Origin of the sequence: Martelella sp. NC20, from assembly GCF_013459645.1 — a bacterium.
Lineage (GTDB): Bacteria > Pseudomonadota > Alphaproteobacteria > Rhizobiales > Rhizobiaceae > Martelella.
Genome location: NZ_CP054861.1, coordinates 5,472,369 through 5,487,764 on the forward strand (window position 1 = coordinate 5,472,369; position 15,396 = coordinate 5,487,764).

Annotated in this window: 12 protein-coding genes and 1 pseudogene; 11 read left to right on the top strand and 2 right to left on the bottom strand. The window is 61.9% G+C overall.

Annotation, left to right across the window (positions count from 1 at the left end):
• Positions 1 to 144 precede the first annotated feature (144 nt).
• The 3 genes from HQ843_RS26000 to HQ843_RS26010 are packed head-to-tail and all read left to right on the top strand — an operon-like array spanning position 145 to position 3,580.
• A complete protein-coding gene (locus HQ843_RS26000) occupies positions 145 to 1,671 on the top strand; it encodes a tyrosine-type recombinase/integrase (RefSeq protein WP_180900496.1) in 1,527 nt (508 codons plus the stop codon).
• On the top strand, positions 1,668 to 2,579 hold the full coding sequence (locus tag HQ843_RS26005) for a tyrosine-type recombinase/integrase (protein WP_180900495.1): 912 nt from the start codon (positions 1,668 to 1,670) through the stop codon (positions 2,577 to 2,579). The genes HQ843_RS26000 and HQ843_RS26005 overlap by 4 nt, the downstream gene beginning before the upstream one ends.
• A complete protein-coding gene (locus HQ843_RS26010; protein ID WP_180900494.1) occupies positions 2,576 to 3,580 on the top strand; it encodes a tyrosine-type recombinase/integrase in 1,005 nt (334 codons plus the stop codon). Before HQ843_RS26005 ends, HQ843_RS26010 begins: the two co-directional genes overlap by 4 nt.
• A gap of 39 nt (positions 3,581 to 3,619) precedes the next feature.
• On the opposite strand, the gene HQ843_RS26015 is transcribed toward HQ843_RS26010, so the two are convergent.
• Positions 3,620 to 6,061: a TOTE conflict system archaeo-eukaryotic primase domain-containing protein gene (locus HQ843_RS26015; protein WP_097143003.1), complete on the bottom strand. Its 2,442-nt coding sequence runs from the start codon at positions 6,059 to 6,061 to the stop codon at positions 3,620 to 3,622.
• Positions 6,062 to 6,282: 221 nt separating this feature from the next.
• On the opposite strand from HQ843_RS26015, the pseudogene HQ843_RS26020 reads away from it, so the two are divergent.
• The 6 genes and pseudogenes from HQ843_RS26020 to HQ843_RS26045 all read left to right on the top strand — a co-directional run.
• Positions 6,283 to 8,076: pseudogene (locus HQ843_RS26020) on the top strand (strawberry notch C-terminal domain-containing protein); the annotation flags it as partial.
• Positions 8,076 to 9,122 (top strand): DUF7146 domain-containing protein, encoded by a 1,047-nt coding sequence (locus HQ843_RS26025; protein ID WP_180900493.1) that lies wholly within the window; start codon positions 8,076 to 8,078, stop codon positions 9,120 to 9,122. The pseudogene HQ843_RS26020 and the gene HQ843_RS26025, both read left to right, overlap by 1 nt.
• 315 nt (positions 9,123 to 9,437) lie before the next feature.
• Positions 9,438 to 10,367: a DUF2493 domain-containing protein gene (locus HQ843_RS26030; protein WP_180900492.1), complete on the top strand. Its 930-nt coding sequence runs from the start codon at positions 9,438 to 9,440 to the stop codon at positions 10,365 to 10,367.
• Between the two features lie 71 nt (positions 10,368 to 10,438).
• The gene (locus HQ843_RS26035; protein ID WP_180900491.1) at positions 10,439 to 11,653 is read left to right on the top strand and encodes a hypothetical protein; all 1,215 of its coding nucleotides are present in this window, start codon (positions 10,439 to 10,441) and stop codon (positions 11,651 to 11,653) included.
• Between the two features lie 205 nt (positions 11,654 to 11,858).
• Positions 11,859 to 12,026 (top strand): hypothetical protein, encoded by a 168-nt coding sequence (locus HQ843_RS26040; protein WP_180900490.1) that lies wholly within the window; start codon positions 11,859 to 11,861, stop codon positions 12,024 to 12,026.
• A 144-nt stretch (positions 12,027 to 12,170) separates the two neighbouring features.
• Positions 12,171 to 12,647, top strand: a complete 477-nt coding sequence (locus HQ843_RS26045; protein ID WP_180900489.1) for a hypothetical protein — start codon at positions 12,171 to 12,173, stop codon at positions 12,645 to 12,647.
• Between the two features lie 129 nt (positions 12,648 to 12,776).
• Here HQ843_RS26045 and HQ843_RS26050 read toward each other — a convergent pair whose 3' ends face one another.
• Positions 12,777 to 12,941, bottom strand: coding sequence for a hypothetical protein (locus HQ843_RS26050; protein WP_180900488.1), 165 nt, complete (start codon positions 12,939 to 12,941; stop codon positions 12,777 to 12,779).
• A gap of 303 nt (positions 12,942 to 13,244) precedes the next feature.
• Here HQ843_RS26050 and HQ843_RS26055 point away from each other — a divergent pair, with 303 nt between their 5' ends.
• Positions 13,245 to 14,396, top strand: coding sequence for an IS110 family RNA-guided transposase (locus tag HQ843_RS26055; RefSeq protein ID WP_180900487.1), 1,152 nt, complete (start codon positions 13,245 to 13,247; stop codon positions 14,394 to 14,396).
• 552 nt (positions 14,397 to 14,948) lie between these two features.
• Positions 14,949 to 15,275, top strand: coding sequence for a DUF736 domain-containing protein (locus HQ843_RS26060; RefSeq protein WP_180900486.1), 327 nt, complete (start codon positions 14,949 to 14,951; stop codon positions 15,273 to 15,275).
• Positions 15,276 to 15,396 lie beyond the last annotated feature (121 nt).

The following is a 15,396-nucleotide window of genomic DNA, read 5'->3' on the forward strand; positions in this document are numbered from 1 at the left end:
CGGAGCTCCGGATAAACATAAATATGCCGCGTCGGCGTTATGCTGAGTTCGGGGTTTCAATCTGTTGTTCTTCTGATTCATTTTCGGTTTTCCGCTTTGGATAATCATGATGCCTCTGCTCTCAATCGCAGAAGGACATCTCCAATGAACTCCCCCTCCAACTCTCCGCTCGGTGGCTATGCCGAGGCCGATAACCGGACTCTCGTCCGCAGGTATTTCACAGATAATCCCGGGCTGTCGGCCGGTGCGCTGAGCGCCGCCCGACATTTCCTGAAGTGGGCACGCGCCCGGAAGATCCTGATCAGAGACCTCGATGTATCGGCAGTGAATCGGTTCCTGCGCCATCGCTGTCGTTGCGGCCGCTACAGACCTGCGCAGTTGCGCCACCCGGCCTACGCGACCGATACCCGCAGGTTCCTGAGTTATCTCGAAGCCACCGGAATGGTATTCATTGCCGATGACGTCGCACGGCTCGGGCAATATCTGCAGGCCTATGCCGGGAAGCTCTGCGCCGCCCGTTACAGCGAAGTGACGTATTCGATGCGACTGAGCCAGGCGCGCCATTTCGCGGAATGGGCGCTGCAGATGCGTGTTCCGGCCCACGGGCTTGATGATGTCATTATCGACCAGTTCGCACATCATGATTGCCGATGCGGGATCAAAACCAAGCGCGGCAAACGGGTCAAGGGTTCAGGAACCAGGGATCGTCGTCGTGGTGCTCGTACTTTTGTGCGGTTCCTTAGGGATGAGGGTCTGGTTCCGGTCGAAGAGCCTGACTGCGTCACCGCCTGCGATCCGCGCCTAACCGCATTTGCGGAATGGCTGCACCGTGAACGTGGGGTAACGTCCGAGACCATGCGGCGCTATGTTAACGAAGCGAACCGCTGGCTGGATCACCTTGGGGCAACCCCGAAGGACTACAACGTGGCGGCAATCCGGTCGATCGTTCTGGATCAGGGCGAAGAGCGCTCCCGATCATCCGTGCGCATGACGGTCACCGTGCTGCGTTCCTTTCTGCGCTTCACCATCATTCAAGGTGAATGCGCCCCGGCGCTTCTCCATGCGGTACCACCCGCTGTTCGGCGCAGGCTTTCGACCGTCCCGCGCACCATACCCACTGCGAAGATAGAAGAGATCATAGCCTCCTGTCGCACCGATACGCCGGTCGCGATACGGGACCGCGCCATTCTCCTCCTCCTCGCCCGGTTGGCCCTGCGCGCGGGAGACATCTGGCAACTGCGCCTGTCCGATATCGACTGGCGCGCGAGCCGGTTGCGATTGCACGGCAAGGGTAGACGCGGAGTGATGATGCCTCTGCCGCAGGATGCAGGCGATGCGGTGCTGGCCTATATCGAGGATGCGCGTCCGGTGGTCGCCACGGACAGAGTTTTTCTGCGAACCCAGGCTCCTTTCACCCCACTGCGATCCGCCGCCGAGATCGCCGGGATCGTTTCCCGTGTCCTGAACCGCGGCGGCTTTGCCGGCTTGCCGACCGGCTCACATGTATTTCGGCATTCACTGGCGTCCGCCTGGTTACGCGGCGGTGCGGATCTTGACCAGATCGGTGTCGCGCTGCGCCACACCTCCCGCTATACGACAGCGATCTATGCCAAGGTCGATGTCGAGATGCTGGCAGAGGTAGCGCAGCCATGGCCGGGATGCGCGTCATGATGCATCACCATGTCGACCGCTTCGTCCAACTCAATCGCGCTCTTGGAATGAAGTTTGCCGCGCAAGAGACATCCTTGCGCGCCTTCGCGGATTTTGCCGCGGCCCGTTCCATCACGCATGTGACGACCGCGCTGATCCTGGAATGGGCCGGTGGCGCCGCGACGCCTTATGCAGCGCGGGCCCGGTTTGATCGCGCCCGTGCCCTGACCGTGTTCCTGCACGCGGAAGATGCACGGCATGAGATACCGGCGATGGGCCTGCTGGGCCGTTCACGCCGACGGCGGCCCGCCCCGCATATTCTGACGCGAGACCAGATCAATCGTATCATGCAGGAAGCGCTTCTGGTACCCGGCCTGACGCCGATCAGCCCGCTGACCTACCACAACCTGTTCGGGTTGCTTGCTTCGACAGGCTTGCGGATTTCGGAAGCTTTGTCCCTGCAGCGCGACGACCTGACGGAGGATGGCCTCATGATCCGCAAGGGCAAGTTCGGCAAGAGCCGCCTTGTACCGATACATCCTTCAACCCGCGCCGCGCTGGAACGGTATCTCGAAGCCCGCAGTGCCGTGCGCCATCCGGGCGATGATCTCTTCGTTCTGGGCCACGGCCGCGCCCCGACGGCGACAAGGGTTTACGTGGTCTTCGTTCGGATCGTGCGCAAGCTCGGTTATCGCAACCCAACAGGCCCTGGCCCCCGTGTGCACGATCTGCGCCATACATTCGCAGTGCGATCTCTCGAAGCTTGCGGCAACGATCCGCAGGCGGTGTTGCGGCACATGAAGGCGCTGAGCACCTATCTCGGCCATGTCGATATCGCCAATACCTACTGGTACCTCGAGGCCACGCCGGTCCTGCTGAAGATGATCGCGTCGACCGCCGAAGATATCTGGATCGGAGGTGCGGCATGACCCCGCTTGCTCCCGATCTTTCGGCCTTCCTGCAAACCCATCTTCCTGGCGATTGCGGCGCGAGCCGACATACCATCGCGGCCTATGCCCACGCGTTCACCCTTCTGCTGCGGTTTGCGGCGGGGCGGCTCAGGCGAACCCCTTCGGAACTCGCCATAGAAGACCTTGATGTGCAGATGATCAGGGCGTTCCTTGAACATATCGAGGAAGGGCGCGCCAATTCCGTCCGGTCCCGCAACGCGCGGCTGGCGGCGATCAAATCGTTCTTCCGTTTCGTCGAACATCGTCACCCGGCATGCCTTGAGCAGGCGATGATGATCCGGGCCATGCCGATCAAGCGGACAGATGCCAAGCTGATCGACTATCTGACCAAGGAAGAAGTCCGTGCCCTGCTTGCCGCGCCGAACCGTCACACGCCGGGCGGATTGCGGGACAGGGCGATGCTGCATCTTGCCTATGCCGCAGGATTGAGGGCATCCGAACTGCTCGCGGTGCGAATGGACGATTTTCCCGAAGTTTCGTTGTCCAGCGTTCGGATCCTGGGCAAGGGGCGGCGGGAGCGCGTCCTGCCGCTCTGGAAGGAGACCCAGGCCGCCATTCGCGCGTGGCTGGCTGTCCGGCCAGGCAATGTGGGGCCCGAACTGTTCCTGAACCGTGATGGTCGCCAGATGACACGGGACGGGTTCGCCTACAGGCTCAGGCAGCATGTGGCGACCGCCGAAGGCTTGGCACCCTCGATCGCCGCAAAGCACGTGACCCCGCATGTGCTGCGGCACAGCTGCGCCATGCATACGCTTCAGGCTACCGGCGATATCCGCAAGGTCGCGCTCTGGCTTGGACATACCAGCATCCAGACGACGGAGATGTATCTGCGCGCGGACCCGACCGAGAAGCTCGCACTTCTGGATGCGCATCATGCCCCGCTGATCAAACCCGGCAAATTCCGGGAACCCTCGGACAAGCTGATGCAGATATTGGCCGTCGCGACACAGAGATCCTGACTGATCGGGCAGAATTGGTGTCCCGCTATCGGCGGGGCGCTATTCCATCACATAGCCGAGCGCCCGATAGCCGGTCCGTCGTTTGGCGGCCATTCTGGCGAGGACCGGGACCGAACTGTCGACATAATCGACCACCAGCACGTCCTTCTTTTCGTCATGCCGCCGATGCAACCTGCCGACATATTGCGCCAGCGTGCCTTTCCAGGCGATCGGCATTGTCAGGAACAGGGTGTCGAGCCGGGCGTCATCGAAGCCCTCGCCGATATAACGCCCTGTCGCGAGGATCAGCCGTTCCTCATCATCATCGACATTCAGCGCCGCATGCGCGGCATTCCGGTCCTTTGCGGACATGCCGCCACGGAGTACGACGATGTTTTTCACAAATCGGGAGAGTCGTTGATGAAGATGCTCGAGGTGATCCTTCCGCTCGGTCAGTACGATCGGTGAGCGTTTGACCTCAAGCGATTTCAACACGTCATTGAAGATCAGATCGTTTCGGGCCTCATCCTCCGCCAGAGCGGCATAGATTGCGGGGATGGACGGGCGTTCGGCTATGGCGAGGGCCTCCGGCAATCTGAATCTCGTATGACGTTCCCGCGCCCGATGGTGAAGGCCGTTTTCTGCTGCCTGTGATTTGGCGCTTACCTGATGGCGTACCGGACCGCATTGCATGAAGATGATCGGGTGATGCCCGTCTTTCCGGGCGACCGTTGCCGACAATCCCGTAACATAGCGCGCCTTCGATCTGCGGGCGACAAGCTCAAAGCTTGCAGCGGACAGGTGATGGCACTCATCGACGACAAGATGACCGTAATCGGCAACGATATCGTCAACTTCGCCCTTGCGAACCAGGCTCTGGATCAGCGCCACGTCGATCACACCGGTGGGTTTGCGCTTTCCCGCGCCAATGGTGCCGATCTGCTTCGGGTCAATCTGCAGAAAGGACTTGAGGCGCTCGATCCATTGGCTAAGGAGTTCGCGACGATGAACAAGAACCAGCGTATTGCTGGCACGACGCGCGATCAGCGCCGAGGCCACAACCGTCTTGCCGAATGCGGTCGTGGCGGCAAGCACGCCGGTATCGTGTTCGGCCAATGCTTCGAACGCTCGCGATTGCTGTTGGCGAAGTTCGCCACGGAAGCAGACCGTCTCAGGCAAGCGGGTTCCGTCTTCACGCAAATCGTCCAGTTCGGCTCTCACACCGTGATCGGACAGGAACCCGACCACTTCGTCGAAGCTGCCGCGCGGCAGGGCGACGTGTCGGGGATGCAGTTCGGCACAGGACACAATGCGCGGCTTTCCGAATGTCGGCAGCCGCATCGCCTGCGCGCGATAGAATTCGGGGTTCTGGAACGCGGCCAGTCGCACCAGTTGGGCAACCATGGCCGAAGGCAACTCCGAGCGGTCGATATAGATCTGGTCGGCAATCGTTACCTTGATGGTCGGTGGAACGGGCACGTCGAGGCGTCGCGCCGTGCTGCGGCGTGACGGAGTCATCTTCCAGGGTTCGTCCGCCTGTTCGTCATCCACAGGCATGCGCACGCCCAGTATCCGCCCGGAAAGCTCGGCGGCTTCGACGAGCTTGGTCACCGCTGCCGCAGACAATCTCGGCAAGGAGGACAAATAAGCCCACTGATCGTCATACGGCCGCATGCCCGCGTCCACAAAGACGCTGTTGCCAGCCTTGCGCGCGGTGTTCTGGAGCGGCAGTGCGATCAGGTTGCCGAAGCCGCCGAGCGGCATGATATCCTGATTTGGAAACAGCCGGTCATAGGAAGCAAAACCGATTTCCGGCCGCCGCTCCATCGTTTCGGTGATCAGAACTGATCCAAACTGGCGTGCCACACGGGCAGAGACCGGTTCGGAGAAGAAGATCCAGATATGACCGCCATTTCCAGATCTCGATCGTTCCAGCGCTGCGGGAACGCCCTTTGCCCGACAGGTTTCGAGCAGCGCATTCGCGTCATCCGCCCAGGATGCCTTGTCAAAATCCGCCGCCAGAAACCAGCATGTATCACCGGATAGTAGCGGATAGACGCCGGCTACAAAATCGCCACTTCGGCCATCGCCACCGCGCAGGTGTTTTTCCATGACACTTTCGTCCGGCGGGATGAACTTCTGATGGAGGCATTCACCGCATTTGACCTTCGGTTTGCCGCATATTCCTTTCACCCATTCGTTGGCACAAGCAGGCGAATACCCCGAGCGACCGGTCTTCCTGTTGTCCCATCGCAACGGGAACACGTCAGGCCGACCGGCGAACAGGCTTCGGAACAGGTCAACCTTTTCGTGCGACGGCGAAGCATTCGTGACGGAGGCGTTCTCGAAGGAGGGCTGTTTCACGGTTGGCGCGGGCTCTGCAGCAAGACGAGCCTCAAGTGCCGCCATCTCGCGCTGAAGCTCATGCCGTTCAGCATCCAGATCGGCCAGCCGCGCTCGAACCCGCGTCAGGTTTTCCTCAATATCGTTCTTGTCGGTCACGCGTGATTTCCACCCAGTCTCTTCTGTCCCGCCCAGCATAATGCGCGGAAGAGGCCGGCGTAAGAAGGTCGGCATTAAGAGTTGGAGGGGGAGTTCGTTGGGGATGTCCTTCTGCGATTGAGAGCAGAGGCATCATGATTATCCAAAGCGGAAAACCGAAAATGAATCAGAAGAACAACAGATTGAAACCCCGAACTCAGCATAACGCCGACGCGGCATATTACGTTTTGGATTATCTCGCCCATTCCTTCCCGGTGCAGCTCTACGAGCCCTTCACCGACAGCGAGGGCAACCTGTCATCGCGACCAGTGTTTCGCGACGGCCAGCCGGTCGAGAGCCGCGACGCCGTTGCCCGTCGTGACCGACTGATCGAGAGGCTCGCTTCGCTGCCGCCGGTGCCCGGCGCGCTCGATCAGATCGTCCAGCGCTTCGGCACCGATGTCGTGGCGGAGGTGACAGGGCGCTCGCGCCGCATCGTCCGCAAGACCAGCCCCGGCGACATCGACCGGCTGTCGGTGGAGAACCGCGCCGGGTCGGCCAATCTCGCCGAAACGCAGGCCTTCATGGATGATCAGAAGCGTATCCTGATCTTCTCCGACGCCGGCGGCACCGGGCGCAGCTACCACGCCGATCTGTCGGTGCGGAACCAGCGGCTGCGCGTCCACTATCTGCTGGAGCCGGGGTGGAAAGCCGACGCCGCCATTCAGGGCCTGGGCCGCACCAACCGGACCAACCAAGCGCAGCCGCCGCTGTTCCGGCCGATCTCGACCGACGTGAAGGCCGAAAAGCGCTTCCTGTCGACCATCGCCCGCCGCCTCGACACACTCGGCGCAATCACGCGCGGCCAGCGTCAGACTGGCGGCCAGGGCCTGTTCCGGCCCGAGGATAATCTGGAATCGCACTACGCCCGCGACGCGCTGCGGCAGCTCTATCTGCTGCTGGTGCGCGGCAAGATCGAAGGGTGCTCGCTCCAAATGTTTGAGGACGCCACCGGCCTCTCGCTGATGGATTCCACCGGCATCAAGGACGAACTGCCGCCGATCACGACGTTCCTGAACAGGTTGCTGGCGCTGACCATCGAACTCCAGGGCGTCCTGTTCACCGCCTTCGAGCGGCTGCTGAACGCCAAGATCGAAGGCGCCATCGCCTCGGGCAGCTATGACGTCGGGCTAGAGACACTGCAGGCCGAGAGCTTCATCGTCACCGACCGCCGAACGATCCACGTTCATCCCGGCACCGGCGCCGAAGCCCGGCTGCTGACCATCACCCAGCGCCAGCGCAACCGGCCGGTGACGCTTGCCGAGGCGCTCGATCATCTCAACGATCCGCGCGCCAGGCTGTTGATAAACGAACGCTCGGGCCGCGCCGCCGTACAGATACCGACCACCAGCATCATGCTGGACGATGGCGAGATCGAACGGCGCGTGCGGTTGATCCGACCGATGGAGGCGCACAACATCCCCATCAAGATGATGGATGAGACCCATTGGGTCGACGCGGACCGGGCGGGCTTCACCGCGGCATGGAACGCCGAGGTAGCCGAGGTGCCGGAGTATGCCGAAAGCACCATCCATGTCGTCAGCGGCCTATTGCTGCCGATCTGGAAACGCCTCCCGAGCGAGTCGACGCGGGTGTATCGACTCCAGACCGACGACGGCGAGCGCATCGTTGGCCGTCGCGTCTCCCCCGCATGGGTGGCCGGCGCGCTCGCCACCGGCACATCGACCCTGACGCCCGACTACGCCTTCATGGCGCTGATGGACGGAAAGACCATCCTCGACTTGGCCGAGGGGCTCCAGATTCGCCGCGTCCGGGTCATGGGTGCTAACCGCATCGAGTTGTCCGGCTTCACCGACGCCATGCGCGACCGTCTGCGTGCCTATGGCCTCTTCCACGAGATCATCTCGTGGAAGCTGCGGATGTTCGTGCCGACAGATGGGACCGGCAATGCCATTCTGGCCAAGGTGCTGGAGCGCTATCCCGTCGAGCGCATCGGCGAGCGGGAGGTGGCGTGATGGCACGACAGGACGCCTCCGAACTGGCAATCCGTCTCGGCCGGCAGGCAGAGGCGGTGTGCCGCCACTACCTCTCTGCCGGTCATCGCGAGGGCCGCTATTGGCTGGTCGGCGATGTGCGCAACACGCCCGGCCGCTCGATGTTCGTGCGGCTGAAGGGCGGCGAAATCGGCAAGGGCGCCGCCGGCAAATGGACCGACGCCGCCACCGGCGAGCATGGCGATCTCCTCGACGTCATCCGCCAGAGCTGCGGCCTGGTCGACTTCAAGGACGTCGCCGATGAGGCGCGCACCTTCCTGGCGATGCCGCATCCCGAACCGGAGCCAAGCTCTACCCGGCGCACACCGGCGTCGGCGCCATCAGGATCACCGGAAGCGGCACGGCGGCTCTTCGCAATGGCGCAGCCAATTTCCGGCACACTCGTAAAGACGTATCTCCGCACACGCGGCATTACGGATTTGCACGGAACCGGAAGCCTGCGCTTCCATCCCCATTGCTATTACCGTCCCGACGAACATTCCCCGATGGAGACCTGGCCAGCGATGATCGCATCCGTCACCGATCTCGCCGGGCGTCAGACCGGCGCGCACCGCACCTGGCTCGCTCCCGACGGCTCGGACAAGGCTCCGATCGACACGCCGAGACGGGCGATGGGCGATCTGCTGGGGCATGCCGTTCGCTTCGCTGTGGCGGGCGAAGTGATGGCGGCGGGCGAAGGCATCGAAACGATGCTGTCGCTCAGGATGGCGCTGCCCACCATGCCGATGGCGGCGGCGCTTTCGGCGGCGCATCTCTCGGCCATCCTGTTCCCCGATACGCTACGCCGACTCTACATCGCCCGCGACAATGATCCGGCCGGCGACGGCGCGATGGCGACCTTGATCGAACGGGCGAACGCGGCCGGGATCGAGGCGGTCGTGGTGTCTCCAGCCTTAAGCGACTTCAACGAGGATCTCCGCCTGACGGGGCTGGATAGCCTCCGGGCAGGGGTCCGCGTGCAGATCGCGCCCCAAGACGTCGCACGCTTCATGGCGCTGGCGGCATAGACCGCGAGGAGAATGCAGGCGGCGGGAGCGCCGTCGTCGACATCGCTCGAATGATTCCAGGTCGGAGAGAACCGCGTCCCCGGCCTTCGAGAGGGCGATCGGCCAGCAAACGCCCCGGACCCACAATGCCTGCGGCGGACTATTTTCCGGCGCGGCCGAGTGCCGCTTTCCATCGCGAGGCAAAATAGCCCGCCTTCGTCATCCTCCGCTGTGCTCCGGCCCTCCGCTTCGCTGCGGATGCAGGTCCGGCCCGCCCGCCGGCTTTCGTCGCCATGAAGGCCGCGAGGGTCGCGGCCGAACCGACGGAGCATCCCTATGAGCGAGCACGACGACTACGAACCGCACCACGCCTCTTCCCCCACCGACCATGTTCTCAGCGAACTCCAGCTTTACGGCTACCGTCCCTTCACCGATGAACCCGATCCCCGACCGCTTCCGGAAGGCGACCATATCGCGGGCGCCATCGCCGACATCTTCGACGCCCTAATTGTTACCCTGGAGGACACCCGCCTCGAGCCCGACCTCGACGATCTCCTCTGGTCGACGGTCAATGTCTTCCACCGGGCTACCGACCGGATCGAGCGCGAGCTGGACGACAACGAGCAGGCGCAGCGCCGCGGCCAGCGTGAACAGGACGGCAGTGAGGTGAAGGCCGTCGAACTGGAACGCCTGACGGCCGAGGGCCAGACCTTGATCGAACGCCGCAACGCTTTCGAGCTGATGCGTGACCAGGCCGCCGAGCACTATGAGCGCCACACCGGGTCGAACTGGCGGCCGCGCAGCGGATCGATGGTCAACCATCGCAACCTCACCTCGGCGATGATCGACAGCCGGGACTTCCTCGCCGCCAAGAAGCGCGCCGACAACGAGGTGCTGCTCCCCGCCGGTCCGAAGATCGCCTTCACCGGCGGGCTCGACTTCAACGATCACCACCTAATCTGGGCCAAGCTCGATCAGGTCCACGCCAAACACCCCGACATGGTGCTGTTGCACGGCAAGTCCCCCAAGGGCGCCGAGAAGATCGCGGCCAAATGGGCCGACGCCCGCAAGGTGCCGCAGGTCGGCTTCGCCCCCGACTGGACGAAACATGCCAAGGCCGCACCGTTCAAGCGCAACGATCAGATGCTCGACGTCCTGCCGATCGGGGTCATCGTCTTCCCCGGCACGGGCATCCAGGACAATCTCGCCGACAAGGCGAAGAAGCTCGGCATCCCAGTCTGGAAGTTCGCAACGGGCGGCGCTTGAGCGCCGCTACTGCTAAATCTCGCAAAGGCGGCTATTGTCTTCTCAGCAAAGTATTCGAGGAACGGACTGGCATGCTCACAATTACTCATCCAGAAATATTCCCCGAACTTGTAAGCTTTCCTGGAGGCCTCTGGCCCCTGCGTTTACCCAAGGAAGAGGCTACAAGACTGATCATCAAGTGCCCAAAAGAGTACATGCTGGCAGCAAAGGTAAGGCGTGAATTTCGCTTCTATCTAGTACCGCTCACAGCAGACGGCTCATCCTCTTATGGGCTCGTAACGGCCTTCTTCGACGACCACGACGAGCCGTTGACATTCTGGTCTCCGCTGTTCGACGACCAGATGACCATCGACATCAGACAGCTGCTTTCGTCCGATCACTTTAAGATCCATTTTCTCGACGAGCATAATCGTGAACTGCTGGGCTATTCCGCGAAGAATGATGACGCCCCCCGCTTTCGGGCATTCGCTGAAACCATGAACTTCTTGCCGTTCTCATTTCATCTAGCGAGGGACTTTCTTGATCAGATGCCTGATTGGTTCGGTCGTAGGACAACGTTGGACGACGAGCAGTCATTTGCGATCCATCTCCAAGAGCCTCTATTTCCGGAAGATCTCTATATCTCGGACGTCCGACCCGAAGTGAACTCGTATCATGGCAAGAAAACCAACATGCACACGGTCCTAGAGCGTGATGATGCCGGTCACTTCAGTGAACTCGACATCGTTCATGCCCTACATCGGACATTCGCGAGCGACCAGATCTATCTAAATCCGATCAGGCCCGACGACGGGAAGGAGTTTGTAGATGTCCTTGTCATCACAGCATCTGCCATCCTGCTCATTCAAGCGAAGGACAGCCCGAACACGAAGCGTGCATTGCAAAGATCTATTGAACGTAAAAAATCCACCGTTGTCTCCCATCTTACGAAGGCGACGGCTCAATTGCGCGGCTCTATTTCATATGCGCAACAGAACCACTCTCTTACGTTTCTCACGAATGGAATTGTTCATAAAATCGATGTTGGACGCCGCGAGATTATTGGTCTGATTGTGGTCAAAGAACTCTTCATGAATGAATTTTCGGTTTATACACCACCAGTTATGGGAATATTCGACGATACCGGCATTCCATGCTTCGTCTTGGACTACCCAGAACTTCACAACTATACGCTTCATCTCCGAACAGAGGACGCGTTCATTGGGGCGCTTGAGCAGGTATTCAAGGTCGCTCGCGAACGCGGTGAATTCCCGCGACTTCGATTCGGTCTGACACCCTCCTCCTGAGAACGCGTCGCCATCAACCGCTCTCTATGCGCTGATCCTTGGTCCAGCCACTGGCCTGGCGCCATCAACCCGTAAAGGGTCGGACTACGGAAAGCGTGCCGCCGCTTCAGCTTCGCCTGCGCGGTGATTGCGGCCATTGGCCGGACACATCGGGCGCCTGTCGCGCGGGAGATGGTCTCCCGCCTCCAAGACAGGAGCCGGTCAAATGTCCCTCAATCAAGCTCACGCGTTCGCCTTCAGCCTCGCTACCACCCTCATGGTTTCAATCGTCATCTTCCAGGCCGGCGACGGCACCATGGGCGTCATGCCCGCCGGCGAATATGACGGCGAAGCCGCCGCCATTGTTCATGAGGTTGATCCCTTCGCCCGCTGATCGCGGGCAAGGCGGCACGGCCGCAAGCGGGAATCCTGCGGGATTTCCGCTCCCGTCCCGCCTTCTCTTCGGCTATACTGGCAACGCGCCATGGTGGTGGTGGAGGCGCAACCGTCAGACCTTTATCTCGCGGAGAACACCACCATGATCTTCATCAGTATCCTCGCCAGCATCGCCGCGATCGGCGGCCTGTGCTGGCTGTTGTTCACCCTGGCTGTCTTCGCGTTGCCGTTCTTCGCGGGCGCTAGCGCCGGGACATGGGCCTATCAGACTGGCGCCGGCTGGCTCGGTGCAATCATCGTCGGCTTTGGCGCCGCCGCACTGACGCTCGGGCTCGGGCAGTTCCTGCTCGCCTTTATCCGTCCGCTCTGGATGCGTCTTGCGATCGCACTCGCCTTCGTCGCGCCCGCGGCGCTCGCCGGCTACCACGCGACGCACGGCATCGTGAAACACACCATGCCCTCCGACACCTGGCAGATCATCTTCTCCGTCATCGGCGCGGTCGCGGTCGGCATCACCGCCTTCATCGGCGCGGTCGCGGTCGGCATCACCGCCTTCGTGCGGATCGCGGGGATGGCGGCGGCCACGGGTCCGTCCGGCCGGGACCTTGCGCGGACCTGACAGGTGTTATCGCCATTGCGAAGGCCAGACGTGCGGTGGGCGGCGACCGCCCACGCCGCCTGAGGCCGATGATGGAAGCGCGGGGTGCGGAACGACGCCAGGTCCCGGCAAACGGCCTTCGTTACAGCGCTAGAGCGGCAGGACCTTGTTTCCGCGACAGACCGAAGAACCGGCGCGGCGATCTCCCAGTTGTTGGTGGAGGGTCAGGATGCAGCGCCGATGTTCTGGCCGGTAGGAAACGAAGCCGATTTGCATCGCCGCGACGCCGGTCTGCCGGTGCGGGATGGCCGCCATTTTCTCCGTTCTCTGACCGTGCCTCAACCGCTCCAAACGGCCTCTTCAATGGCCTGATCTGGCCGAACGCCGGCTGACGCCTCGATCGCCTATGACGCAACAGCGGCGTCAAACTTTCTTCCCCTGCCGGCTGCGCCGTCATTCCTCTCGAGACAAGAAAGCCCTCCTTGGCTGTCAGGCCCCTACGGGGTGCGCCGTCGATCGCGTCCGGCCTGCCGATCGCCATCGAGATCCTATGAGTAATGGTGGCGACCTGCTTTGATGCTGCAGTCGTTGTTGGCCGTTGCGGAAAGGAGCAGGAAGATGACGCAGAACAAACACGCAGGCAAATCGACATACGAAAACCTTCAGACGATCTACGTATCCATTGAGCTGAGCAAGAAAACCTGGCTGATCACGTCGATCTCACCCGGCGCTGGCGAGAAACTGTCTCGCCACAGCGTTCCTGGCGGTGATATTGCAGGGCTGCTTGCTCGCTTGGCGCAGCTGAAACAGAAAGCCCGCGACCGAACTGGCCAGGACTATCCGTTCGTCACCATCCAGGAGGCCGGTCTCGACGGTTTCTGGGTGCACAGGGTTCTCGAAGCCGAAGGCCACGAAAGCCATGTCGTTGATGCGGCATCGATCGCGACATCCCGGCGCAGACGAAGGGTCAAGACAGATCGGCTCGACGGCGAAACCATGATCCGGGCGCTGCTCGCTTTCAAGCGCGGCGAACCGCGGGTCTGCTCGATGCTGAGCGTGCCAACACCTTTCGAGGAAGACCGTCGCCGGATCGTTCGCGAACGCAAGGTTCTGATGGAGGAGCGCATCCGGCACAGCAACCGGATCAAGGGCCTGCTCTTCTCGCAGGGGATCAGGGGCTACGATCCTCTGCGCCGGGACCGTCGCGAGCGCTTGGTAACGCTGCGTACCGGTGACGGACGGGAACTCCCGATGCATCTGAAAAGCCAGGTCTTGCGAGAGCTCGACCGGATGGAAATGCTGCTCGACCAGATCAAGGCGGTCGAAGCCGAGCGGGACGCCATGCTTGCTGAAGAACAGCGGTCAGCACGCGAAGTGGTCATGCTGACGAAGGTGGTCGGCATCGGACCGGAATTTGCCGCTGTGCTCTGGGGCGAAGGCCTGTTCCGCCACTTCGACAATCGCCGACAGGTGGCAGCCTATGCCGGACTGGCGCCGACACCATGGCAAAGCGGATCGATCGACAGGGAACAGGGAATCGGCAAATCCGGCAATCCGCGCTTGCGATCGACGCTGCTGGAGATGGCGTGGCTGTGGCTGCGGCACCAACCCGCTTCCGAACTCAGTCGCTGGTTCAACGAGCGCGTCGCCCAGAACGGCGGCCGCTTCAAGAAAGTGATGATCACAGCACTGGCGCGCAAGCTCGTCGTGGCTTTGTGGAAATACGTCACCGCCGGCGTGGTGATCGAAGGCGCGCGCGTCAGACCATGATGACGTGAGCGCGTAACAGTTCGGCCCGGGCCTGATCAGCCCCGCCGGAACCAGGTGGACGACCGCATTGCGGCATGGGTTAATCGCCGTCATCGAGACTGGTCTCGTCCCCTGAGCCTTTGCCGCCGCAGGCGGGATTATGGTGCGGCCGCTCGAGCGGCGACCGGATGTGAGGTTGATACGTGCACAGGCGCGGATCAGGAAATGGGCTCAGACCTCTGGTTCACGCAGCGGGACCGATCGCGCCGTCCGTGTCGAGTGCATGGCTGACAGTCCGTAAGCCGGTGTTCTTCCCCTGGGATTGATGCCGGAACCTCCCTGAACGGCCTCTCTTCTGGCTGGTCTGACGCCGGTCCGACCTTTGCCTGCAACGGCTCCGCCAACCTTCTTCCCCTGCGGCTGCGCCGCATTCCTCGCGGGACAACAAGCTTGGCTGCCGCCGTCCTCCGCTGACGCTGCGGCCCATGGGATGCAGTCGGACGGATCGTCGTCTCACGACCGCTATCGAGGCCGCACAGGGCGGCTCCGAACAACCAAGTCAGGAGAACGACAATGGCTACTATCGGAAACTTCCAGCAGGCCGGCGACAACGAGTTCAACGGCGAGATCGTCACCCTTTCCCTCCAGGCCAAGAAGGTCCGTATCGTTCCCGATACGCGCGCCAGCGGCGAAAACGCTCCCAGCCACCGCGTCTTCGTGGGCCGGGTCGAAATCGGAGCCGCCTGGTCCAAACAGTCCAACGAGGGCCGTAACTACCTGGGTCTCAAGCTCGACGATCCGAGCTTCACCGCACCGATCTATGCCAACCTCGTCGAGGACGAAGACGGACAGAGCCACAGCCTTATCTGGTCACGACCGAACCGTCGCAACGGCGACTGACGAACACCGAAACGACGCTCCGCACTTGGCGGGGCGTCGTCCGGAACGCGCCGCTCAGCAGCTCAGAAACACAGCTTGACGAGTGGTTCCTCATGTGAGGCCGCAATGGTGCGGCTCGGGA

What these genes read in the sequence shown, in the direction of transcription:
- HQ843_RS26055 (WP_180900487.1), top strand. Translation starts at nt 13,245, where the DNA reads ATGACGCAGAACAAACACGCAGGCAAATCGACATACGAAAACCTTCAG.
- HQ843_RS26000 (WP_180900496.1), top strand. Translation starts at nt 145, where the DNA reads ATGAACTCCCCCTCCAACTCTCCGCTCGGTGGCTATGCCGAGGCCGAT.
- HQ843_RS26030 (WP_180900492.1), top strand. Translation starts at nt 9,438, where the DNA reads ATGAGCGAGCACGACGACTACGAACCGCACCACGCCTCTTCCCCCACC.
- HQ843_RS26060 (WP_180900486.1), top strand. Translation starts at nt 14,949, where the DNA reads ATGGCTACTATCGGAAACTTCCAGCAGGCCGGCGACAACGAGTTCAAC.
- HQ843_RS26035 (WP_180900491.1), top strand. Translation starts at nt 10,439, where the DNA reads ATGCTCACAATTACTCATCCAGAAATATTCCCCGAACTTGTAAGCTTT.
- HQ843_RS26045 (WP_180900489.1), top strand. Translation starts at nt 12,171, where the DNA reads ATGATCTTCATCAGTATCCTCGCCAGCATCGCCGCGATCGGCGGCCTG.
- HQ843_RS26025 (WP_180900493.1), top strand. Translation starts at nt 8,076, where the DNA reads ATGGCACGACAGGACGCCTCCGAACTGGCAATCCGTCTCGGCCGGCAG.
- HQ843_RS26010 (WP_180900494.1), top strand. Translation starts at nt 2,576, where the DNA reads ATGACCCCGCTTGCTCCCGATCTTTCGGCCTTCCTGCAAACCCATCTT.
- HQ843_RS26040 (WP_180900490.1), top strand. Translation starts at nt 11,859, where the DNA reads ATGTCCCTCAATCAAGCTCACGCGTTCGCCTTCAGCCTCGCTACCACC.
- HQ843_RS26005 (WP_180900495.1), top strand. Translation starts at nt 1,668, where the DNA reads ATGATGCATCACCATGTCGACCGCTTCGTCCAACTCAATCGCGCTCTT.
- HQ843_RS26050 (WP_180900488.1), bottom strand. Translation starts at nt 12,941, where the DNA reads ATGGCGGCCATCCCGCACCGGCAGACCGGCGTCGCGGCGATGCAAATC.